This window comes from Halomonas sp. M20, assembly GCF_020622265.1.
Taxonomy (GTDB): Bacteria; Pseudomonadota; Gammaproteobacteria; order Pseudomonadales; family Halomonadaceae; genus Modicisalibacter.
On record NZ_JACNMQ010000005.1, the window covers coordinates 82,234 to 103,754 of the forward strand.

At 59.6% G+C, this 21,521-nt stretch carries 23 protein-coding genes; 8 read left to right on the forward strand and 15 right to left on the reverse strand.

Annotation, left to right across the window (positions count from 1 at the left end; translation table 11 throughout):
* Positions 1-46: 46 nt before the first annotated feature.
* From H7850_RS13525 to H7850_RS13560, 8 genes are all read right to left on the reverse strand, one after another.
* Positions 47-523 carry a hypothetical protein gene (locus tag H7850_RS13525; protein ID WP_227370117.1) on the reverse strand — a complete coding sequence of 159 codons (477 nt, stop codon included), beginning with the start codon at positions 521-523 and terminating at the stop codon, positions 47-49.
* A complete protein-coding gene (locus H7850_RS13530; RefSeq protein ID WP_227370118.1) occupies positions 520-756 on the reverse strand; it encodes a hypothetical protein in 237 nt (78 codons plus the stop codon). The genes H7850_RS13525 and H7850_RS13530 overlap by 4 nt, the downstream gene beginning before the upstream one ends.
* Positions 756-1,766, reverse strand: coding sequence for a cbb3-type cytochrome c oxidase subunit II (locus H7850_RS13535; RefSeq protein ID WP_227370119.1), 1,011 nt, complete (start codon positions 1,764-1,766; stop codon positions 756-758). The genes H7850_RS13530 and H7850_RS13535 overlap by 1 nt, the downstream gene beginning before the upstream one ends.
* Entirely contained in the window at positions 1,763-3,205 is a 1,443-nt protein-coding gene (locus tag H7850_RS13540) for a cbb3-type cytochrome c oxidase subunit I (RefSeq protein ID WP_227370120.1), read from the reverse strand. The genes H7850_RS13535 and H7850_RS13540 overlap by 4 nt, the downstream gene beginning before the upstream one ends.
* Positions 3,206-3,331: 126 nt before the next feature.
* Entirely contained in the window at positions 3,332-3,634 is a 303-nt protein-coding gene (locus H7850_RS13545) for a hexameric tyrosine-coordinated heme protein (protein ID WP_227370121.1), read from the reverse strand.
* A gap of 192 nt (positions 3,635-3,826) precedes the next feature.
* Positions 3,827-5,593 carry a C4-dicarboxylic acid transporter DauA gene (gene dauA / locus H7850_RS13550; protein ID WP_227370122.1) on the reverse strand — a complete coding sequence of 589 codons (1,767 nt, stop codon included), beginning with the start codon at positions 5,591-5,593 and terminating at the stop codon, positions 3,827-3,829.
* Between the two features lie 95 nt (positions 5,594-5,688).
* Positions 5,689-6,060 (reverse strand): hypothetical protein, encoded by a 372-nt coding sequence (locus H7850_RS13555; protein WP_227370123.1) that lies wholly within the window; start codon positions 6,058-6,060, stop codon positions 5,689-5,691.
* A gap of 451 nt (positions 6,061-6,511) precedes the next feature.
* A complete protein-coding gene (locus H7850_RS13560) occupies positions 6,512-7,219 on the reverse strand; it encodes a succinate dehydrogenase iron-sulfur subunit (RefSeq protein WP_227370124.1) in 708 nt (235 codons plus the stop codon).
* Between the two features lie 189 nt (positions 7,220-7,408).
* Between H7850_RS13560 and hmpA the strand changes: the two genes are divergently transcribed.
* From hmpA to H7850_RS13575, 3 genes are all read left to right on the forward strand, one after another.
* Complete coding sequence (gene hmpA, locus H7850_RS13565; protein WP_227370125.1) at positions 7,409-8,590, forward strand: NO-inducible flavohemoprotein; 1,182 nt, start codon at positions 7,409-7,411, stop codon at positions 8,588-8,590.
* A 108-nt stretch (positions 8,591-8,698) separates the two neighbouring features.
* Positions 8,699-9,589 (forward strand): PA4780 family RIO1-like protein kinase, encoded by an 891-nt coding sequence (locus H7850_RS13570; RefSeq protein WP_227370126.1) that lies wholly within the window; start codon positions 8,699-8,701, stop codon positions 9,587-9,589.
* 51 nt (positions 9,590-9,640) lie between these two features.
* Entirely contained in the window at positions 9,641-10,153 is a 513-nt protein-coding gene (locus H7850_RS13575; RefSeq protein WP_227370127.1) for a CAP domain-containing protein, read from the forward strand.
* Positions 10,154-10,167: 14 nt separating this feature from the next.
* Here H7850_RS13575 and H7850_RS13580 read toward each other — a convergent pair whose 3' ends face one another.
* Genes H7850_RS13580 through H7850_RS13590 form a run of 3 tightly spaced genes read right to left on the reverse strand, consistent with a single transcriptional unit; the run spans position 10,168 to position 13,283 of the window.
* Positions 10,168-11,208, reverse strand: coding sequence for an ABC transporter substrate-binding protein (locus H7850_RS13580; RefSeq protein WP_227370128.1), 1,041 nt, complete (start codon positions 11,206-11,208; stop codon positions 10,168-10,170).
* A 12-nt stretch (positions 11,209-11,220) separates the two neighbouring features.
* The gene (locus H7850_RS13585; protein ID WP_227370129.1) at positions 11,221-12,618 is read right to left on the reverse strand and encodes a sensor histidine kinase; all 1,398 of its coding nucleotides are present in this window, start codon (positions 12,616-12,618) and stop codon (positions 11,221-11,223) included.
* Positions 12,615-13,283 (reverse strand): response regulator, encoded by a 669-nt coding sequence (locus H7850_RS13590; RefSeq protein WP_227370130.1) that lies wholly within the window; start codon positions 13,281-13,283, stop codon positions 12,615-12,617. Before H7850_RS13590 ends, H7850_RS13585 begins: the two co-directional genes overlap by 4 nt.
* Before the next feature lie 119 nt (positions 13,284-13,402).
* On the opposite strand from H7850_RS13590, the gene H7850_RS13595 reads away from it, so the two are divergent.
* The 4 genes from H7850_RS13595 to H7850_RS13610 all read left to right on the forward strand — a co-directional run bounded on the left by H7850_RS13595 (position 13,403) and on the right by H7850_RS13610 (position 17,504).
* Positions 13,403-14,389, forward strand: coding sequence for a Bug family tripartite tricarboxylate transporter substrate binding protein (locus tag H7850_RS13595; RefSeq protein WP_227370131.1), 987 nt, complete (start codon positions 13,403-13,405; stop codon positions 14,387-14,389).
* On the forward strand, positions 14,386-14,835 hold the full coding sequence (locus H7850_RS13600; protein ID WP_227370132.1) for a tripartite tricarboxylate transporter TctB family protein: 450 nt from the start codon (positions 14,386-14,388) through the stop codon (positions 14,833-14,835). The genes H7850_RS13595 and H7850_RS13600 overlap by 4 nt, the downstream gene beginning before the upstream one ends.
* A 93-nt stretch (positions 14,836-14,928) precedes the next feature.
* Positions 14,929-16,434 (forward strand): tripartite tricarboxylate transporter permease, encoded by a 1,506-nt coding sequence (locus tag H7850_RS13605; protein ID WP_227370133.1) that lies wholly within the window; start codon positions 14,929-14,931, stop codon positions 16,432-16,434.
* Positions 16,431-17,504, forward strand: a complete 1,074-nt coding sequence (locus H7850_RS13610) for an AbrB family transcriptional regulator (RefSeq protein WP_227370134.1) — start codon at positions 16,431-16,433, stop codon at positions 17,502-17,504. The genes H7850_RS13605 and H7850_RS13610 overlap by 4 nt, the downstream gene beginning before the upstream one ends.
* Before the next feature lie 107 nt (positions 17,505-17,611).
* Here H7850_RS13610 and merA read toward each other — a convergent pair whose 3' ends face one another.
* The 3 genes from merA to merT are packed head-to-tail and all read right to left on the reverse strand — an operon-like array spanning position 17,612 to position 19,923.
* Positions 17,612-19,267 carry a mercury(II) reductase gene (gene merA / locus H7850_RS13615; protein ID WP_227370135.1) on the reverse strand — a complete coding sequence of 552 codons (1,656 nt, stop codon included), beginning with the start codon at positions 19,265-19,267 and terminating at the stop codon, positions 17,612-17,614.
* A gap of 2 nt (positions 19,268-19,269) precedes the next feature.
* The gene (merP, locus tag H7850_RS13620) at positions 19,270-19,560 is read right to left on the reverse strand and encodes a mercury resistance system periplasmic binding protein MerP (protein WP_227370136.1); all 291 of its coding nucleotides are present in this window, start codon (positions 19,558-19,560) and stop codon (positions 19,270-19,272) included.
* A 12-nt stretch (positions 19,561-19,572) separates the two neighbouring features.
* Positions 19,573-19,923, reverse strand: coding sequence for a mercuric ion transporter MerT (gene merT, locus H7850_RS13625; RefSeq protein WP_227370137.1), 351 nt, complete (start codon positions 19,921-19,923; stop codon positions 19,573-19,575).
* 71 nt (positions 19,924-19,994) lie between these two features.
* Between merT and merR the strand changes: the two genes are divergently transcribed.
* Positions 19,995-20,402: an Hg(II)-responsive transcriptional regulator gene (gene merR, locus H7850_RS13630; protein ID WP_227370138.1), complete on the forward strand. Its 408-nt coding sequence runs from the start codon at positions 19,995-19,997 to the stop codon at positions 20,400-20,402.
* Between the two features lie 123 nt (positions 20,403-20,525).
* Here the strand turns inward: merR and cmoB are convergent, their stop codons facing one another.
* Positions 20,526-21,518 (reverse strand): tRNA 5-methoxyuridine(34)/uridine 5-oxyacetic acid(34) synthase CmoB, encoded by a 993-nt coding sequence (gene cmoB, locus H7850_RS13635; protein ID WP_227370139.1) that lies wholly within the window; start codon positions 21,516-21,518, stop codon positions 20,526-20,528.
* Positions 21,519-21,521 lie beyond the last annotated feature (3 nt).

Here is a 21,521-nt window from a genome sequence, read left to right on the forward strand (position 1 = left end):
CGATAAAGAGGAAGGCGTAGCTGAGGCTTTCGACAGGTTCCAGGGATCACTCGAAGCGCTTGTCCTGCGATGCACTTGGCGCCGCCGGCGCGCCATAGGTCGGCGTATCGGCGAAGGGCGGCGGCGGATTCCATTGCTGCAACCCGTAGAAGACACCGAAGAGGATGATGACGATCAGCAGCACCCAGATCCAGGTGGGGGTCGGCGCCGGCGTCTCCGCCCGAGAGGGCTCCCAATAGGTCTCGCCGACACCTCCGTAGGAGTTGACCAGAATCGGAATCTTGCCTTCCAGGATATCGTTGTCGCTGAGTCCATTGATGGCGATGCCGGGGCCATTGCGCACCTCGAAGGCGATGTGCCTGACGCCTTTCTGACCGCCGGCATCATAGGCCTCGATGCGCAGGGTATGGGGGCCATCCTCGAGCGCCGTGGTATCCAGTTGGAAGCGCACCGGGGAGCGATGGCTGATGATGGGCTCCTCGTCGTCATCCAGGAAGATATCGGTACGTGTCCGATCGCTCATGGCCTGTCCTCACTCTCATCTTTCAGGATGCGTCGCTTGATATGTCGCTCCTGCCGCTCGCCGGGTTTTAGAAAGCACTTGATGCAGTAGATCGTGACCAGCAGCACGATGAGTCCACCGCCAACCACCAGTAGCTTGTCCTCCAGGCCGACCCGATCGACGAACTCGGCGGCTTGGGCCTGCTGTGTTGCTAGACCGGCTATCATCGGCATGGCGAGAAGTGCACCGCGCATCACTTTCCTCCTGCCTCGCGCCGACCCGCGACATCCTCCGCCGTCACGGTGGGTGCGTCGTTGCCCCAGCTGGTGCGCTCGTGATTGATGATGGCGGCAACCTGATCGTCGTCGAGCTGATCGGCGAAGCCGGGCATAGGCGAGGCGTATTCGGTGCCGTCGATGGTCCTGCCCTGGGCACCGTGCAGGATGGTGTCGATATGCTCGCTGGGGTCCTCCGCCAGCACCACCGCATTCCCCGCCAGGGGCGGGAAGGTGCCCGGCAGGCCCTGGCCGTTGGCCTGGTGGCAGCTGGCGCAATTATTGGCGTAAAGCGTCGCGCCCTTTGCGGAGGCATCGTCACCGGGACCGCTCTTTGTCGAGCCCCCTGCTTGGCTATTCTTGGTTGTCGACGCCTTGGCCATGCTGCCGGCGCCTTCGATGGGTATCTGGCGCAGGGCAAGCAGATAGGCCACCAGCGCCTGACCCTGGGGCGTAGGCACGACCTTGCCGCCCTTGGGCGCATAGGCTTCGGGAACGGTCATCACCGGCGCGTCGCCTTCAACGCCGGTGGCCGGCTCGAAGAGCCAAGGGTAGGCCGGCATGATCGAATCCTTGACCACCGAACGAGGATTGTAGAGGTGCAGGTATTGCCAGGTTTCACTGGACTGCCGAGCGCCAACATTGGAAAGATCCGGACCGGTGCGCGCGCTGCCCAGCACCGCCGGCGAGTAGGGACGCCAGATATCCATGGGGCCGAGCAGCGCATAGTCTGCCGCCGCGGCGGGTCGACCCCAGGGGCTATCCATGGGCAGGGGGCGTACCTGCTGGGTATGGCAGGCCACGCAGCCTTCGGCGATATACACCTCGAGCCCTCGCTGCTCTAAATCCGATAAAGGTTTCGCCTGAGGCAGCGGCGCGGTATTGCTCTGCATCCATTGGGCCGGAAGGATGGCGATGATGAAGGCAAGGCCGATGAAGCCGAAGAAGATCGTGCCCAGTAGCAGCCAGTGGTTGCGATGAAAGTTCATGCCATCGCCTCCTGGGCCTCCAGGGGCCGACGCCGCTCATGAGGGGAGGGGCGCATGCACCAGAGGTTATAGGCGAAGATCAGGTGCGACAGGAACATCAGGCCACCGCCCAGGGCTCGCCACAGCCAGAAGGGCGCCATCATCGTAACGGAGTCGATGAAGGCGTCGCCGGCTATCCAGCTCATGCCCTGCATCGTCCCCCCGACCATCAGGGCGATGGTGTAGATGGCGACTCCGACGAAGGCGAACCAGAAGTGCACGCCGGCCAGGAAATGGGACGGCTCGCGCCCCGTCAGGCGTGGCACGAGACCGTAGATGCCGCCCCAGATCAGGAAGACGACAAAGCCGTACATGGTCAGGTGGGAATGCGCGATGGTGAAGTTGGTGAAATGCCAGACCCGGTTCAGGGAGCGAAATGCCTCGAAGGTGCCCTGCAGCGAGAACAGGAAGTAGGCGATCACCCCGACCAGGATGAAGGGCAGGCTGTAGCTGCGCGCTACGGTACGGAAGCTGCCCTTCATGGTCATCAGGAAGTTGCCGGTACCCGCGGCGAGGGTGACGATCATGCCCACGCTGAAGATGATCGCCACGGTCTGCAGCCACCAAGGGGTCGGCGCGAAGATAAAGTGATGGGCGCCGATCATGCTGTAGAAGACCATCTGGGTCCAGAAAGCCAGCACGCCCAGGGAATAGGAGTAGATCGGCTTGTTGAGCAATTTGGGCAGGAAATAGTAGGTCAACCCCAACACCATGGGCGTGAACCACATGCCCACACCCATATGCATGTAGAAGCCCTGGATTACCGTTTCGCTGATCCCGGTTTGCTGATAGAAGGGCACGTAGGCGATCACCATCAGCGCTACCGTCCACAGAAAGCCGCCCATGATGTACCAGTTGGAGATGTAGATCTCCTCGATGGCGCGGCCGACGATGGTGCGGATCATGTTGTAGGTCACCAATATCACGCCCAAGGCAAAGACGCCCTGCACCGGCCAGATGTACTCGCGATACTCCTGGCCGCCGTTGTTGACGCCGGACATCAACAGCAGGTCGCCCACCAGCACGGCGGCGTTGATCAGGCCCAGGCTGACCCAGGCCAGGGGAAGACTGTGCAGCGGTCGGCGGCTGGTCTTGGGCACTACATAGAGCGCCAAGGCAATCATCGCCAGGGATGCCCAGCCCCAGAAGACGGTGTTGGTGTGGACCGGACGCAGGCGGCCATAGGAGAGCCAGGGGATATGGTCGATGTCTGGAGTGGCGAACTTGAGACCCAGGTAGGCGCCGACCAGGGTTCCTACCAGCAGCCAGAAGGTTGCGCTACCGAGATAGGCATAGATGAGCCGGGTCGCGGCCGTGTCCCGATCTGGAGCGACTTCGACGGCCGCCTTGGCGACCACCGCGGAACGACTTGCTGGTAATAAGGATGCCGGATTTACCACCTGACACCTCACTAAACCGAAAGTAAGAAGTTTTTAAAATGCCTCTTTATGGCTTCGCGCAACCATTATGAGCGAGCGAGAGGCGCTATATCAGGAAGTCGCCATCCGTGGCACCTGTCTTGAACCTCAATCCTCCTTCCAGTAATCATTGGCCGCGGCCACGGTCTGGAAGTGGGTGGCGATTACCTGCGAGACGGCGATCAGGCTGTCCGGATCATGCGCATAGGCACCGCGTAATGCCTTGCGCACGCTGGTATCGGGCTGAGTGGTGCCTACACCCTTCTGGGAAAGCGTTACCGCCAGCGCAAAGCCTTCCTGAGGTGTCTCGGTGATCAGGCTCGGCAGCCAGGAGTCGCTGCTCTTGCTCTGCTTCATTTCCTCTTCGGCCAGCGCCGAGCTCCCCAGGCCCAGGCTGAGAAACATTGCCATTAGAACAGCCGATGGCATCTTGGCTGTTTTCATCGTAGATAGAACAGGGGGCGCTAGTCGGGTCATGGATCTCACTCCTCTTTTATAAAGTATTTTTTATGCATGTTTAAAGATAGCAGTGGCTACCCAGGACGCAAGTTGGTTCACGAACTATCAGTAACTCATGGTCTGGAGTCGCTTCATTGAATTGGCTTAGGGCTTGATATCGTTACGAGTTCGATGCCAAGTGAGCGCCACATCACGAGCATGTTGCAGCTTTCTACAGTACGTCAGCATTCCGCGGGTTTTACGAATACCCGCACGGCGTAGCTTGACGATGATCCGTGCCGGCAATCCCACTAGAATCAATGCGATATCCTCACGATGCATTTCATCAATCAAGGAGCGCAGGGCTACAATAGCGGTGCCATCCATGCTGGGTACGCCGTGCATGTCGATGATGATGATCCGCACCTTGGGATCCACCAGATGCAGTGATGTGAGGGCTTTTTCGGCGGCACCGAAGAACAAGGGGCCATCAATGTTGTAGGCTGCTACCTCGGCAGGAAGCCCGCCAATGGCCGGATGATTATCGGTATCAACCCGATCGGTCTGCGTCAGCAGCGCCATGCGTCGAATGAACAATGCCGCTGCCAGCCCAATCCCTACGGCTACGGCCAGCACCATGTCGAAAAACACCGTCAGTCCGAAGCAGATGACCAGGATGGCCACGTCACCTGGGGGAGCAGAGCGCAAAGTATGCAGGAAGTGCCGGGCTTCGCTCATGTTCCAGGCGATGATGAACAATAGTGCCGCCAACGCGGACATGGGTACCAGGCCTAACAGGTCTGCGAGTGCAACCACCGCGAGTAACACCACCAGCGCATGAATCACGGCCGCGATGGGTGACCGGGCGCCGCTGCGGATGTTCGTCGCGGTGCGTGCAAGGGCAGCGGTGGCGGTAATGCCGCCGAACAAGGGGGCTAGGATGTTGCCGATACCCTGGCCGATCAACTCGGCGTTGGGGTCGTGCTTTGTCCTGGTCTTGGCCAGTCCGTCAGCGACCACCGCGCACAGCAATGACTCGATGGCCCCGAGCATGGCGATCGCAAAGGCCGGGCCCATCAGGGCGCGTATTAGATCGAAGCTCAGTTCGAGAGGCTCCCCATCGGTTCCTGGCAACAGCCAGGGGGCCATGAACGTCGGTGCAATCGGGGGAATACCATTGCCTGTTTCGCCATTGATCTCCCAGGTAAAACGCGACGCCACTGTCTCCACTTCGATCCCCGCGCCGCCGAACCACTGATTGATCACATAGGCGGCCACTGCGCCGAACACCAGGCCTACCAAGGGCGCAGGAACAGGAATTTGCAAGCGTGGCCATAGCAACATGACGGCCAGAGTACACGCACCAATACCCAGTTCGAATGGATTCAGGGAGGGCAACGAAGAAAAAATCGCCATCAAATTCTCGACAAAATGCTCGCCGAGGTCATCAACGCTCAGCCCCAGGAAGTCGGGAATCTGCAGCACCGCGATGACTACCGCGATGCCGGCCGCGAAGCCCAGCACCACCGGATAAGGCACGAATTCGATGAGTCGCCCCATTCGCGCGATACCCATGGCCACCAGGATGACCCCGGCCATCATGGAGGCAATGAGCAACCCACCTAGCCCATACTGCGCAACGATGGGAAACAGGATGGCGACGAAGGCAGCCGTCGGGCCGGAGACGTTGAAGCGTGCTCCGCCGGTCAGCGCAATGAAGATGCCGGCGACAATAGCCGTATAAAGCCCATGCTGAGGAGGTACGCCCGTGGCAATGGCCAATGCCATCGACAACGGTACGGCCAGAATGCCAATAGTCAGCCCTGCCATCGCATCCTTGCGAAGATCGGCGAGCCCGTAACCTTCCCGCCAGGCGGCACGCAAACCGGTAGCGATGCCAGGAAGTTTCAGGGACAAGGGGTTGTATGACATTCACCGAATCCTTGCTATGGACGTTACCCCTTATCCTATCAAGTTACGCTGATATATTGCTCTGTGCTCTCGATTCTGAGATTTCGCCGGGGGGCTCAAGAAGCCTGGCAAAGCGGGCAATAGGTCGCGCGTTCCTCCTCGCTTAACCACAGACCGGTATGGTTGGCGCTGATGCGCTCACGCAGTGCTTGAAACTCTCTATCTTCTTTCGTGTCCGTCAAAGGGACCTCGCCGCTGCTTAGTTCCTGCCAGTCGTCAATAGTCAGCCATTGCGCGAGCTGCGGAAAGATTCGGGTTTCCTCACAGCGCAGGTGAGCGTGATAGAGCTCGCTATAGGCCTGGGCCAGATTCAAGGTATTCAAATCGAGCTCTGGGTCGATATTCCCCTCGGAGATGGCGCGGAAGGTTTCGTAAAGCTCTCTTCCGTAGATGGCCATACGCCGGTGCTGCTCATGGAGAATGGCCAAGCTGGCCTCATTATCCGGATGCGTTCGGCCAAGCGCTCGAACAACCGATCTTCGAAGGGATGATGAAGTCGATCCGGATGGTGGCTCATGTAGTGAAAGATATCGCGTAGCAGTGCGAAATCGGGGGTATCGCCACATTGGGCACCGTGCAACTGGCGCTCGGCAATGCAAAGTAGCCCATCGTAGTGGTGATGATCGTCGTGCAAGCGCTTCAGGATAGCAGTGGACATGATCGCCTCCCGTTCAGGGTGAAGGTGCTCGCTATTGGTAGCGACACCAGGATGGGACGACAATACCTCGGCTATCCATATTCCAGGCCGAGGCAGACCGACTCTCTATGATCGGCAGTGGTTGTCCATTCTCATGCTTTAAGATGTATTTACAATGAATCTTAGCTGTTCCTTCGTTTTTTGCCAGTGCCAAATGCAATAGGGCGTAGACGTTGACGGACTCAAATACCGTGTTTGAGCAACATGATCTTGATATGGCCGATCGCCTTCATCGGGTTGAGTCCCTTGGGGCAGACCCAGGTACAGTTGCCGATCTCACGGCAACGAAAGACGCTGAAGGGGTCTTCCAGGTGCGACAGGCGCTCCACGGTGGCGGTGTCACGGCTATCGATCAGAAAACGATACGCCTGAATGAGACCCGCCGGGCCGATATACTTGTCTGGATTCCACCACCAGGAAGGGCAGGCCGAACTGCAGCAGGCGCACAGGATGCACTCGTAGAGGCCATCGAGTTTCTCCCGGTCGGCGGGGCTCTGTAGCCGCTCGATGGCCGGGGGTGTGTCGTTGTTGATGAGATAAGGGCGGATCTTCTCAAACTGGCGGAAGAACTGGGTCTGATCCACCACCAGGTCGCGGATGATCGGCATTCCCGACAAAGGACGCAGAATCAAGGTATTGCCGCCGTCGAGAGCGTCCGCGACCGATGTGATACAGGCTAGCCCATTCTTGCCGTTGATGTTCATGCCGTCCGAGCCGCACACCCCTTCGCGACAGGATCGTCGATAGGTAATACCGGACTCTTGCTGCTTCAGATGTTCCAGGACATCCAGCACCATGCCCTGACGATATTTGTCCTCGATCTCGATGCTTTCCATGTAGGGTTCAGCATCGATCTCGGGATGATAACGAAACAACTGGATATTGATCATGAGAGCGTCTCCAGAATGCAGGTATCATGCTGTACTGCAGAATTGCTAACCCCCCCGAAAGCACGAATTTGTTGTTAGCAGGTAAATGATCTGCGACATAATGTCGGGTAGACAGTTTCGAGCATGTCCCGGGTATAATAAGAAGCATATAAAAAGCATCATTAAATGCAAGTAACCCTGAGGATTCTCATGTTAACTCACGACCAAGAACAGTTGATCGAAGCCACTGCGCCGCTGGTGGCGGAACATCTGGAAACCATCACCCAGCGTTTCTACCCGCTGATGTTCGAGCGCTATCCCGAGGTGAAGCCGCTGTTTAACCAGGCCCACCAGGCGGATGGTGGACAGCCCCGGGTGTTGGCCGGGGCCGTGCTTGCCTATGTGCAACTGCGCAAGGAGCCGGAGAAGGCCAAGCAGACCCTGGCCACGGTAGTGGAAAAGCACGTCTCGCTGGATATCCAGCCCGATCAATATCCCATCGTCGGCGAATGCCTGCTGGCGGCGGTGGCCGAGGTACTGGGCGAAGCGGTAACGCCGGAAATCGCCGACGCCTGGACGGCGCTCTACAATGAACTGGCGGGACTCCTGATTGAATTGGAGGATCACCGTTATCATGAATTTGCCAAGCGTGAGGGCGGCTGGCGCGGCAAGCGTACCTTCCGCATCGCTGAGAAAACACCGGAAAGCGCGGTCATCACCTCCTTCGTGCTGGCCCCGGAGGATGGCGGTGCGGTAGCGGATTATCAGCCGGGGCAATTCATCGGCGTGCGTCTGACAATCGACGGCGAGCCGGTCTATCGCCATTACAGCCTGTCCGGCTTTCCCAACGGCAAGACCTATCGGCTTTCCATCAAGCGCGAGCTACAGGGCCAGGCGAGCCGCCATTTTCACGACACCTTGCAGGTCGGCGATACCCTGGAATTACTGCCGCCCGCCGGCGAGCTGATACTCGACGAAAGCCAGTCCCCGGTGATGCTGCTCAGCGGCGGCGTAGGCCAGACACCGATGTTACCGCTGGCACGTCGTGCCCTGGAGCAGGGGCGCCAGGTGATCTACATGCATGCCGCTCAGGAGCGTGATCAGCACGCCTTCGCCGACGAACTGAAGTCGCTTGAAGACAACTATCCGCAACAGCTGATCAGCGTCACTCTCTACGAGCGAGGGGCCGAGGACGATAAGCTGGCGCGTATCGGTCGCATCAACCGCGAGTTGATTGCCCGCTACCTGCCCCAAGGCGAGGTGGAGTGTTACTTTGTCGGGCCTCAAGGCTTCATGACCGCCGTGAATCAAGCCCTGGACGCCTTGAATATCGCTCCTGAGCATCGTCATTATGAGCACTTTGGCCCGTCTCGCTCGCTGAACGCTGCTTGATCTTTACGATCATCACTGCTTCTGGCCCGCCTTGGCGGGCCTTTTGGTGTGGGGGCGCAAGGCGGTATGCTATGACCCTACGACTTGCCAGGATGCAGCTAAAACCGAATGAAAACCCCGAAACGCTTACAACCGCTGCTCGATGACGGTTTCATCGACGAAGTGCTCAGACCCTTGATGAGCGGCAAGGAAGCCGCGGTATATGTGGTCAAGGCTCAGGATCAGTTGCGCTGCGCCAAGGTGTATAAGGAAGCCAGCAAGCGCAGCTTTCACAATCAGGCCGAGTATCAGGAAGGGCGCAAGGTGCGTAACAGCCGCCAGGCTCGGGCCATGCAAAAACGCACCCGCTTTGGCCGCCGGGAACAGGAAGAGGCCTGGCAGAACGCCGAAGTCGATGCCCTGTACCGGCTGGCGGCCGCGGATGTGCGCGTACCCAAGCCCCATGGCTTCGTGGATGGCGTGCTGATCATGGACTTGATTCTCGATGGCGACGGTGATGTCGCACCACGGCTCAACGACGTCGAACTCACCGCCGCCGAGGCCCGGGATTATCACCAGGTGATGATGCGGGAAATCGTCAAGATGCTCAGCGCCGGTCTAATCCACGGCGATCTATCGGAATACAACGTGCTGCTGGCCCCGGAAGGTCCGATCATCATCGACCTGCCCCAGGCCGTCGACGCCGCCGCCAACAACAACGCCGAACGCATGCTGACCCGGGACGTGGATAACATGGCGCGCTATTTCGGGAGTTTTGCCCCGGAGCTGCTATCCATCGATTATGCCGGCGAGATCTGGTCCCTGTTCCAATTGGGCAACTTAAGCCCTGAGGCGCCCTTGACCGGTACCTTCAAGCGCAGCGAAAAGAGCGCCGACCTGGCAGGAGTAATGCGAGAAATAGACGCTGCCTTGGAAGAGCAGGCCCGTAGAACAGGTGGCGAGGAGGAGGGAGAGCAAGGCGATTCTGAGGAGCCAGACGATGAGTGGCAAGATCGCTGAGATGGCGTCATGAACCGCCGTTTTCCGTGTTGTCTCATCGCGAGTGCATTGTTGAGCGATATCACCGTGCTTCAGGCCAACGCCGAACAGGAATCTGCTAGGGATTCGAAGATCCCGGCGAAGCAAGCAACACAGTGCAAGCCCAGCGACATGCAAAGGGCATGGCTTGCGCGGGTCAACGACGCCCGCAGCCAGGCCCGCCGCTGCGGCGATAAACGCTTCGAGGCGGTCAAGCCACTGTCCTGGAGCTGCAAACTCGAAGCGGCGGCCAACGCTCACTCGAGCAACATGGCGGAAACCAATTTCTTCAGCCACGTGGACCTGGACGGCGACCGGGTGGGCCAGCGAGTGACAATTGAAGGCTATACCTGGCGGATGGTCGGGGAAAACATTGCGGCGGGTCAGCAGTCCGGCGACGCGGTTCTCGAAGGCTGGCTCGCGAGTGCAGGCCATTGCGCCAATATCATGAACAAAACGTTCACCGAAATGGGCATGAGCAGGCTAGACGCATCGGAGGCGACCTATTCGCCCTACTGGACCCAGGTGTTCGGTCGGCCAAGATAGACAGTACGATTGGTTCACGGATCCAGAATCCTGATTTCACGATTCCAGCGCGCTATGAAAGCATCGCGTCTTTGAGCGTCGACGAACGCCAATAGCGAAGCATCGAGAGGAATGGGATAAAGCCGCTCCCCCACCTGATCGCGGAGACGCTGCGCCGTATAGGGCCCCACCACATCGGCAAGAATGCTGAAAAGCGGTGTGCGACCGGCAAGGATACGTTGACCTTCGGACCCGAGAAGGAAGTTGAGAAACGCCTTGGCCGCTGCCGGATGCGAGGCATCGCGATGGATGAAGGCCATGCGCATCATGACCAAGGCATAATCCTGGGGTACTTGAACGATCAGTTCGGGATGGGTTTGCGCCCAGCGCATCGCGTAGGAGCCCAGCAGGTTGTAGCCTATCCAGTATTTTCCCTCGCTGAGCCCTTCGAGCATATCCTGCGTGCTGTCTTCAAGCTCGACATCGGCGCTGCCCATGGCAGCAACCATATCCCAAAAACGCGGTGAATAGCGTGCATCCTGTTGAAACAGGGTGTAGCCGACGCCGCTGCGGGTGGGGGAGTAGGTAGTGACGCGGCCGTGCAGCCGTTTCTTCTGTGTCATCAGTAGTCTGTATAAGGCGGCGTGCGTAGTGGGCGGCAGCATGTGCCGAGCCAGCTCCAGCCGATAGACGGTGACGATGGGCTCGAAGGTGAAACCGAAGACTTCGTCACGCCACTTGGCCCAGGCTGGCCAATTACGCGCCTGCTTGCTCTCGAGAGGCTGGGCTAGTCCGTCGTTGACCCGGGCCATTTGCCAGGGCATGGCGGAGCTTATGACGACATCCGGCGCCGGCGCTCGCTGTGCCTGTCGATCGACTTCAATAGTCGAACGGTCCCGGTAATCCAGTTCGATATCCGGATGAGCCTGGGTAAAGGCTTCCAGCAAGGGGGCCACGACCTGGCGGTCAAGAGCGGCTTCTATCACCAGACGCGTTTGCGTCTGCGCTAGCACAGTGGAAGGCAGAAGCAGGCCCCAGCAGATGAATAGCGCGTGCCACGCCCGAGAGCGGATCATGTCATTTCTCGTTCAAGTTGGTGAGGGGTAGGTGAGAGGTAAATGGATACCCACGTACAGTCCCGACGTCGATGATCGTTGCACACGCAAACTCCCTTCATGGCGCCTCACGATGGAATCGACGATGGCAAGCCCCAGCCCGGAGCCGAGAGTATCCTGCCTGCCCGCCCGCTCGAAAGGATGATGCAGCCGGTCGAGCATGGCCTCGCTCACGCCTGGGCCGTTATCCTCGATAAATAGCGTCACTTCGTCGATACCACATTCAAGCCCCAGGGTGATTTCACTGCCCTGGGGCGTATGCCGCAAGGCGTTGTCGATGAGATTCCCGATCATTTCTCTGATAGCCCAGGGTTCTGCCTTGATCGTGACCGGTGATGCCGGCAGCGGCGCCAGGCCCAGATCGTGATGCTGGGCGATATCCCGCTCCGCCCATTCCATGACGCAATCGCGCAGGGTCGTCTTGAGATCGAGACGTTCGAGCATTTGTGCCGAGGCATGTCGGAGCCGGGCAAGACTCAACAACTGGTTGGCTAGGCGACTGGTTCTAGCCGCACTCTCGTGAACCCTTTGCAGTGCCTGATACCACTGTTCGGGATTGTCACTTTGCAGGGCGAGTTCGCTGGTGTTTTGCAGACCTGCCAGGGGCGTCTTGAGCTGATGGCTAGCGTCTGCGGTCAAGCGCAACAGGGCGTCGCGACCTTCCCGCTGGCGGGCAAACAGGGAATTGAGAGTTTCCGCCAGGTCATACAGTTCCGCGGGCACCTGAGCGTTTAGTGGGCTTATGTCATCCGCTTCTCGACGACGCAATAGGTGGCGTAGACGACGTATCGGCCGGAGCGCTGTTTTGATGGCCAGCATCATGAGCAGGCTCGCCAGCAGTACCATGAGGAGAAACCGGGTAAGGGAGCGCTCGAAGAGTTGGTTGGCAAGGGCCTGGCGTCCGGATAGGGTGTGACCGACCCATATCTGAACCGGCTCCTGGGACTCCCAGCCGGCGGAGTCGAGTTCTCGCCCGTGCAGGCGAATGGCGACGTCATCATAGGGGATACTCAACCAGACCGGGTGCTGCTTCGCCTCCCGGCGCCAGGTCGGCCGCACGCTACTTTTCAGATTGCCCGTCACTTCCTGGCCCGTCGCATCGATTACCGCGTAAAAGACGCGCTCTTGCTGATTCGTCGCCAGGATCTGGAAGGCGGCGGCGGGTATTTCCACGACTGGCTGGCCGTCCTGCCACTGAATAGCTTCCGCGATGGTCAGCCCAGCGGCCTCCAGCTGACTATCAAAAGCGCGATCCGCTGCCCGGTGAGCGCTGGTGTAGGCTTCGATTAGCAGAAATATCCCCAGGCCACTCACGGTCACCAGCAGCCATAGGGCAAGACGAAATTTGAGCGTGCCATGGATGGTTATCACACGGGTTCTTCTTCAAGACGATAGCCCAGCCCACGCAACGTTCGGATGCGCAGTCCGCTGTCTGCCAGACGCTTTCTCAGTCGGCTGACATACACCTCGAGGGCATTGGGGCCCACTTCACCGAAGCCGAACAGGCGATCGACCAGGATTTCCCGCGGCGCGATCCTTCCTGCATGCAGCAGAAGACTTTCCAGCAGTCCTAGTTCGCGGCGCGGCAAGGCCAGTGCTTGCCCATGCAGCGTGGCAATGCCCGTTGCGGGATCGAAGCAAAGTGGCCCGAATATCAGGCGGTTGTCCGTACGCTGCTGGCTGCGTCGTAGCAGGGCGCGGGTACGAGCCTCTAGCTCCGCCAGGGAGAAGGGTTTAGCAAGATAATCATCTGCGCCCAGATCGAGTCCTTTGACCCGTTCGTCGATCCCATTCCGCGCAGTAAGAATCAGCACCGGTGTAGTGTCATTGCGATCGCGGAGTTCAGCCAGCAGCGCCAGGCCGTTGCCGTCCGGCAGGCCCAGGTCCAGAAGGATCAGATCGAAATGGCTATGGGCAAGCGCCGCCCTGGCCTGAGACAGGAGCGCAAACGTCTCGACGTTGTTTCCCAGCGGACCGAGAGCAGCGGTCAGGGAGTGGGCGATCAAGGGATCATCTTCGACGACGAGAAGGCGCATTGAACCAAAGTCTCATACAGAAAACGCAAGGATGACAGGTTGATGACAGGTTCGACTTATAGCATCGATGCTGTCATGGGTATCGATGACTTTACACAACAAAGAGACAGGAGTTCGCCATGAAATTCAACAAGGCTCTATGCTACTGGCCCGCGCTACTCACTCTGGGAGGAGTACTGCTGACGGGTACCGCTCAGGCGCAATCCGGGGCTACCGAATGTATCGCCCCGGCCAAACCCGGTGGCGGTTACGATCTGACCTGCCGCCTTGCGGCCAACGGCCTGCAGGAAACCGATCTGATCGACAAGCCGATGATGGTCAGCTACATGCCCGGCGGCATCGGCGCCGTGGCCTATAATCACGTCAACGGCGTGCGTAACGACGATCCCAACCTGATCGTCGCCGCCAGTACCGGCGCGGCGGTCAATCTGGCCTTGGGCAAGTTCGGCCAGTACGACGCGGATGAAGTGCGCTGGCTGGGGGCCCTGGGCGCGGACTACGGCGCCATCGTCGTCAAGGCGGACGCGCCCTGGCAGAACCTCGAAGAACTCATGCAGGACCTGCAGACAAAACCCGGTGACATCGTCTTCGGCGCCGGCGGCACCGTGGGTAGCCAGGACTGGATGAAGGCAGCACTGACCGCCAAGGCGGCGGATATTTCTCCCCGGGATCTGCGTTACGTGGCCTTCGAGGGTGGCGGTGAATCCCTGGCGGCACTGCTTGGCAACCACATCCAGGTATTCACCGGCGATCTCTCGGAGCTGAGCTCTCAGCTCGAAAGCGGCAAGGTGCGGGTGCTGGCAGCGCTTTCCGAGGAGCGTCTGGATGGGCCCTACACGGATATTCCTACCGCCGCGGAGCAGGGCTATGACGTGCAGTGGCCGATCTGGCGCGGTTACTACATGGGGCCGGACGTGAGCGACGAGGCGTATCAGGCTTGGGTCGATAAGCTCAAGACGCTCTCCGAGAAGGAGAAGTTCGCCGAACTGCGTGAAGCGCGCGGATTGTTCCCCATGGCGCGTTTCGGGGATGACTTCGATGGCTACGTCAAGGATCAGGTTGCCCAGTTCAAGCAGCTTGCCGAAGAAGTGGGTCTGACCCAATGAGGCTTGCCGCCGACCGTGTCCTGGGAATTGTCTTGATCGGTCTGGCGGCATTTGCCGCCATCTTTGCCTTGAAGCTGCAGATTCCTTTCAGCTACGAGCCCGTCGGTCCCAAGGCGTTTCCGTTGGGGCTTTCGATCCTGTTGGCTGCGTTGTCCCTGGTGCTGGTGCTGCGCCCAGGGCAGAGCGGAAGCTGGCCGAATAAGACGCTTTCGCTCAAGTTGCTGGCGGTGCTCGCGGTACTGCTGATCTATGCGCTGCTGTTTACCCGACTGGGGTTCTTGATCACGACGTGTTTCACCGTGCTGGCTCTGGCCCGGCTGTTCGACGCCCCTTGGCTCAAGGCGCTGCTTGCCGCTGTACTGATGACGGCGGGAAGCTATCTGCTGTTTACCCAAGGGCTCGATATCGTTTTGCCCTGGGGTTACTGGATGCCTGTATTTGGCTAAGAGTTCATCAACAAACGCTTCGTGATGATAGGCGCCGAAGGCTTGCCTTCGGCAAAAGCCTATCCTAGCCGCCAAGTTATGGAAGGAGTTCCTATGTTCGATTTTCTGATTGATGGCTTCGGTGTCGCCCTGACTCCGCTCAATCTAGGGCTGGCGTTTCTCGGCGCCTTGCTGGGAACTCTGTTCGGCGCCTTGCCGGGCATTGGCCCGATCAACGGCATCGCCATTCTCATGCCCTTGGCCTACACCTTGGGATTACCCGCAGAGTCGGCGCTGATCCTGCTAGCCGGGGTTTATACCGGCGCGGAGTACGGCGGGCGCATGTCGAGCATTCTGCTCAACGTGCCTGGCGATGCCGGCGCCGTCATGACCACCCTGGATGGCCATCCGCTGGCCAAGAAGGGCCTGGCCGGTCCGGCTCTGGGGCTGTCCGCGGTCAGCTCTTTCGTCGGCGCGACCATCGCCATCATCGGTCTAACCCTGTTCGCGCCGCTACTGGCGGAAGTGGCGGTCATGTTCGGCCCGGCGGAATTCTTTGCCCTGATGGTGTTCGCCTTCGCCTCCATGTCGGTGATGATGGGAAAAGACCCGATCAAGACCGCCATCGGCGCCGTACTTGGCGTGATGGTCGCCATGGTTGGCGTGGATTCCGGCACCGGCGTGCTGCGTTACACCTTCGGCATGGCGGAGCTTTATGATGGCATCGATTTCGTGGTGATGATCATCGGCCTGTTCGCCATCAGCGAGATACTGTTGATGCTGGAGCATGCCAATCGATCCGATGCGGATGACGGCATGCCGCCGCTTGGGCGTGTAATGGTCAGTGTGAAGGAGCTTCTATCCTGCAAGTGGGCCATGCTGCGCTCGGCGTTGATCGGCTTCATCGTGGGCGTTCTGCCGGGTACCGGCGCCTCTGTGGCGGGGGCTGTCGCCTACACCACGGAAAAGCGCTTGAGCGACAAGGACAATACCTTCGGTACCGGCGATATGCGTGGGCTTGCGGCGCCGGAAGCAGCCAATAATGCCGCTGCAGCCGGCTCATTCGTGCCCATGCTGACCCTCGGAATTCCCGGCTCCGGTACCACCGCGGTGCTGCTGGGCGCCTTGATGCTCTACAACATCACGCCAGGGCCGATGATGTTCACCGAACGCCCGGAAGTAGCCGGGGGCCTGATCGCCTCGCTGTATATCGGCAATATAGTGTTACTGGCGCTCAATCTGCCCCTCGCTGGCGTGTTCGCCAGAGTATTGACCATTCCGCGCTGGGTGCTGGTGCCGGGTATTGCCATTCTGGCCTTCGTCGGGGTCTATCAGTTGCATTCTGACCTGACCGCGATTTACCTGATGCTGATCATCGGCATATTCGGCTATTTGCTGCGCAAGCTCGGCTTCTCGTTGGCACCGGTGATCCTTGGCTATGTGCTGGGCGGGCTGATGGAGGATAATCTGCGTCGGGCGCTGTCGATCAGCGGCGGCGATCTTGGCATCCTGTGGCAGTCGGGTATTTCGCTAGGTTTATGGATCGCCGCGGCGCTGCTGCTGACGCTGCCTTGGCTATTGCCCAAGTTGCTGGCTGGCAAATCGGCGGACAAGGCTTGATCGGCAGTATCACAACATATCTGCTAGCGACAGGGCGATTGCTGCCCACCCTATCCATTGGTGGCCTGGGCGGCGCTCTGGCCTATTGGCTCCACCTGCCGCTGCCCTGGCTGCTGGGCGCGCTGATCGCGACCACGGTATGCAGCCTGGCGGGAGCGCAGCTGCGTTCGCCGGGCGGATCGCGCAAGGCGGTGCTGGTGGTCATCGGTGTCATGCTGGGGTCTGCGTTCACTCCGGACATGAGCGGCGATATTGCTCGCTGGAGTGCAAGCTTTGCCATCATGCTGGCAGCGACTGCGTCGATGATGGCGTTTTCAGTATGGTTTGGCCGTCGTGTGGCCGGGTACTCCATGGAGACGGCGATGTACGCTGGAGTACCTGGCGGCGTCTCAGCGATCACTCTCATGGCAGCGGAAACACAAGCGGATCTGCGTGCCGTGGGCGTGACCCATGCGGTGCGCATCCTGGTGCTACTGGTGGCTATTCCGCCAGTGCTGAACTTGATCGGCCATGTCGATCTCCAGTCTAACAGCAGCGTGGATTTGAGCCAGTGGCGATCCATACCGGCCCTTGATGATGCGGTGCTGCTGACCGTCGCCGGCATGCTGGGGATGTGGCTGGGGCGCTGGCTGCACTTGCCCAACCCCTTGCTGTTCGGGCCGGTGATACTCTCCGGCGCTCTGCATATGACCGGTATTACCGATGCAGCCATGCCGCCTCTGATCGTGGCTTTGGCTCAGATCATCATTGGCGTATCCGTGGGAACGCGCTTTGGCGGTGTTCCGCTGCTTACCATAGGCCATAACCTGTTGATGGCCGTCCTACAGGCGCTTGCGCTGCTGGTGATTGCCCTGGCCGCCGCCTGGGTCGGGCATCTGCTTACCGGGTATTTTCAGGCGGCAGCCTTGCTGGCCTACATGCCCGGGGGCGCCCCGGAGCTGAGCCTGATCGCGCTCTCGCTGAATATCGACCCGGCTTTCGTGACCTCCCATCATCTGCTGCGGCTTATACTGCTGGTGCTACTGCTACCGGTGTTGCTGAATCTATTCCGGCGCTTGCCGTCTTCTTGATACGCCAAGACGTTATTTTGCGTTCGCTAATAGCTTCCGGGACACTTCTACCGACCGTGGCCGAGTGCTTCGACGTAGCGTAGATCTCCTTCATTTCCTCCTTTTGGCTATCCCGCGCAACAAGACAGCTGTTTCACGTCCTTAGTAAAAGTCTGGGCGCAGAGCTTGAGGCCTTCTACCATGGTCAGGTAAGGGAACAGCTCGTCGCCGATCTCTTGCACCGTCATACGTGACCGCAGCGCCATTACGGCGGTCTGAATCAACTCTCCGGCCTCTCCCGCAACCACTTGAACACCCAGCAATCGTCCTGAATCGCGTTCGGCTACTATCTTAATAAAACCTTCGGTGTCGAAATTAACGAGCGCACGCGGTACGTTCTCCAGAGCAAGTACGCGGGATTCCACGTTGAAGCCCAGCTCAAGTGCCTCGGTTTCCGTCAAGCCGACGGAGGCCACCTGAGGGTCGGTAAACATCACGTCTGGCATGGCACTAAGGTCCAGTGTGGCTTCGCCCCCCGTCATGTTAACGGCGGCTCGGCTGCCCCCGGCAGCGGCGACATAGACATACTCTGGCTGATCGGTACAGTCACCGGCGGCATAGATGTCTGGTACCGTGGTCTGCAGATGCTGATCCACCAGGATCGCGCCACGCGCGGTTTCCACCCCGATGTCCTCCAGATTCAAGGCCTCGGTATTCGGTGCCCGTCCGGTTGCCACTAGCAGTTGGTCCGCTCGCAATGTCTCGGTGTTAGTCTCCAGCACAAATTCCTGGCTGAGGTAGTCCACGCGACTTGCCTGAGTCTGTTTGAGTACCTCTACACCCTCGCGGCAAAACGCCGCCTCCACGGCGTCACCAATTTCCGGGTCTTCGCTGGAAAGCATCCGGCTCCGAGCCAGTACTGTGACCCGGCTGCCCAACCGGGCGAACGCCTGGGCCAGCTCCAGGGCGACAACCCCCGCGCCGATGACTATCAGCCGTTCGGGGATAGACTCCAGTGCCAGGGCGCTGGTGGAGGTCAGATATGGTGTGTCAGCCAATCCGAGTACCGGGGGCTCGGCCGGGCGGGCGCCGGTGCCGATAAAAGCGCGATCGAAGCGAATGATCTGTTCGCCACCTTCATTCAGCGTGACCGCTAGCTGATGAGCATCAATGAATCGGGCCGCTCCGTGCAGCACCGTGACGGCGGGGTGGTCGCGCAGAATTCGCTCATACTTGGCATCACGCAGTTCTGCGACACGGCCCTGCTGTTGTGCAAGCAGCGCCGCCCGATCGACCACCGGCGTCTGGGCGCTCACTCCGTCGTCGAAGGGGCTTTCCTTACGCAGATGAGCGATATGCGCAGCGCGAATCAGGATCTTCGAGGGCACACAGCCGATATTCACGCAGGTGCCACCGATGGTGCTGCGCTCGACCAGGGTGACGCGGGCGCCGCGCTCGGCCGCTTTCAGCGCTGCAGCCATGGCTGCGCCACCGCTACCGACCACGGCGATGTGTAAGTTCATTTCATCGCTCATGAGGGGGGGCCTTGAAGGGGGTGAGTCGTTGTTACAGCAGGCGTCGTGTTGTTTCTTGCGCCATAGCGCATAGAGGGTCAGGCCAATGAAAAAGGCCAGAGCAGGAAGTAGCACATAATCGAGATAGCCGGTCAGTGCCACCAGGCCCACGGTGCCAAGCAGAATCACCAGGATCGGCGTGAAGCAGCACAGCGCCACCAGAATGGTGCCGATCACGCTCACGCGCAGCAGGGTCTTCGGATTCTTCATGGTCACTCTCGATCCGTTTCCGAGGATGTCAGGGTTGATGGGTATCCTGCGTTGGCGTCCGTCAATGCCTCCACCGAAGTCCGGTTGTCGTCGAAGGTGACAACGGCCTCACGATCCGAATAGCCCACGTAGACTTGTGAAGCGCCGTCCACCTTGTTGAGTGCGGCTTTGACCGTAATGGGGCACGCCGCGCAAGTCATACCAGGCACCGCCAGGGTGACCGTTTTGGCGGCGGCCCACGCTGGCGTGGCGAGCGTCGCGGAAAGTACAATAAAAACAGCAAGTTTTTTCATGGCGATCTCCTCTCAATAGAACAGGGGCAAGACATAGGGAAACAGCAGCGCGATCAGCACCAGGGCAGCGACAACCCAGAAAATCAGCTTGTACGTCGTGCAAGCCCGCGGCAACACGCAAACCTCTCCGGGCTTGCACTCAGTGATAGGCCGGTAGATTCGACGCCAGGCGAAAAACAAGGCAACGAGCGAAGCGCCGATGAACAACGGACGATAGGGTTCCAGCACCGTGAGGTTACCGATCCAAGCCCCCGAAAATCCCAGAGCAACCAACACGAGGGGGCCGAGGCAGCATGTTGAAGCGAGGGTGGCCGCTATCCCGCCAGTGGCCAGAGCGCCACGACCGTTCTTGGATTTTTGCATGAGGCTTTCCTTCCGAATATTCACCTAATGACTTAACCTTACTTCCGTAGTCAACTACGGAGTCAAGCATCATGAACGGAGCGCTGGAAAACCTGACCATCGGTACCTTCGCCAAAGCGGCCGACGTCAACGTCGAGACGATTCGCTTCTATCAACACAAGGGGTTGTTGCCGACGCCGGAGCGGCCCCCTGGGGGCATCCGCCGCTACGGCAACGCCGCCGTGGCGCGGGTGAAGTTCGTGAAGGCGGCGCAGTGGCTGGGGTTTAGCCTGAACGAGATCGGGCAGCTACTGACGCTGGAGGATGGCACTCATTGCAGCGAGGCGGCGGAACTAGCTACGCAGCGACTGGACGACGTGCGCGCCAGGCTGGCTGACCTGAACCGAATCGAGGACGTCTTGAGTAAGCTGGTCACTGAATGTCATGCGCATCAAGGCAAAGTGTCGTGCCCGCTCATCGCCGCCCTGCATTATGGTTAAGTCATGTCTGGGCATGACGGTATAGCGCTGCTGGTCTCTGACATTCCGTGCATTCATTTTCTGATAATGATCGCTTGTTATTATGTGTCTGCTGAGTAGTGCGGTGCCTGTTGGATGAAGCTTTTACCCCTTACGCGCCACAATCACCGCCCGCCGCGGGGCCGGATGGCCCTCAATGGTGCGCGAAGAGTCCTCTGGATCGAGAAAATCCTTCAATGACTGAAAGGTCATCCAGTCGGTGGAGCGCTGCTCGTCAAGAGTGGTCACGGCCTCGTCCACCACGCGGATATCCGTAAAGCCGCAGCGCTGTAGCCAATGGGAAAGCGCGGCGGAGGAGGGCAGGAAATAGACGTTGGGCATGGCGGCGTAGCGCTCGCCGGGCATGAATACGGTGCTTGCATCGCCTTCCACCACCAGGGTCTCCAGCACCAGTTCGCCGCCGGGGCAAAGCGCACCTTTAAGCTGCAGCAGATGCTCCAGGGGCGAGGGGCGATGGTAGAGAATGCCCATGGAGAATACCGTATCGAAGAATTCGAGCTTTTCAGGCACGTCCTCGATGCCCACCGGCAGAAAATGCGTGCGGTTGTCGTCCGTATCACCGATGAAATGGCGCACCGCCTGAAACTGATAATAAAAGCGCGGCGAAGGATCGATCACCAGCACGAAGGCGGCGCCTTTGCCGGCCATGCGCCAGGCGTGATAGCCGCTGCCGCCGCCCACGTCGAGAATCCTACGTCCTTCCAATGGGCAAAGATGCGGTGCGACTCGCTGCCATTTCCAGTCAGAACGCCACTCCGTGTCGATCTCGATGCCGCCCAGCGAGAAAGGCCCCTTGCGCCAAGGCATCAGTTTACGCAGCAGGTTCTCGCAGCGACGCCGGTCCGCATCGGTCAAGGCGACCTCAACGCTCACCCAGTCCCGGTCGAGATGCACGGTTCGCGCTTCTGGTAATGGTGGCAATTTGGCTACCGCTTTTTCCCAGGCAGGCAGGTCGCCATGGCGCTTGCGATCAAGCCCCCGGGCCAGCTGCTTGGGCAAGCGGGCAAGCCAACTCGTCAAACCCTGTTCGATGAAGGCATGATAAAGCGCGCGCTCGGCAGCATTCAGCTCCGGCATGGG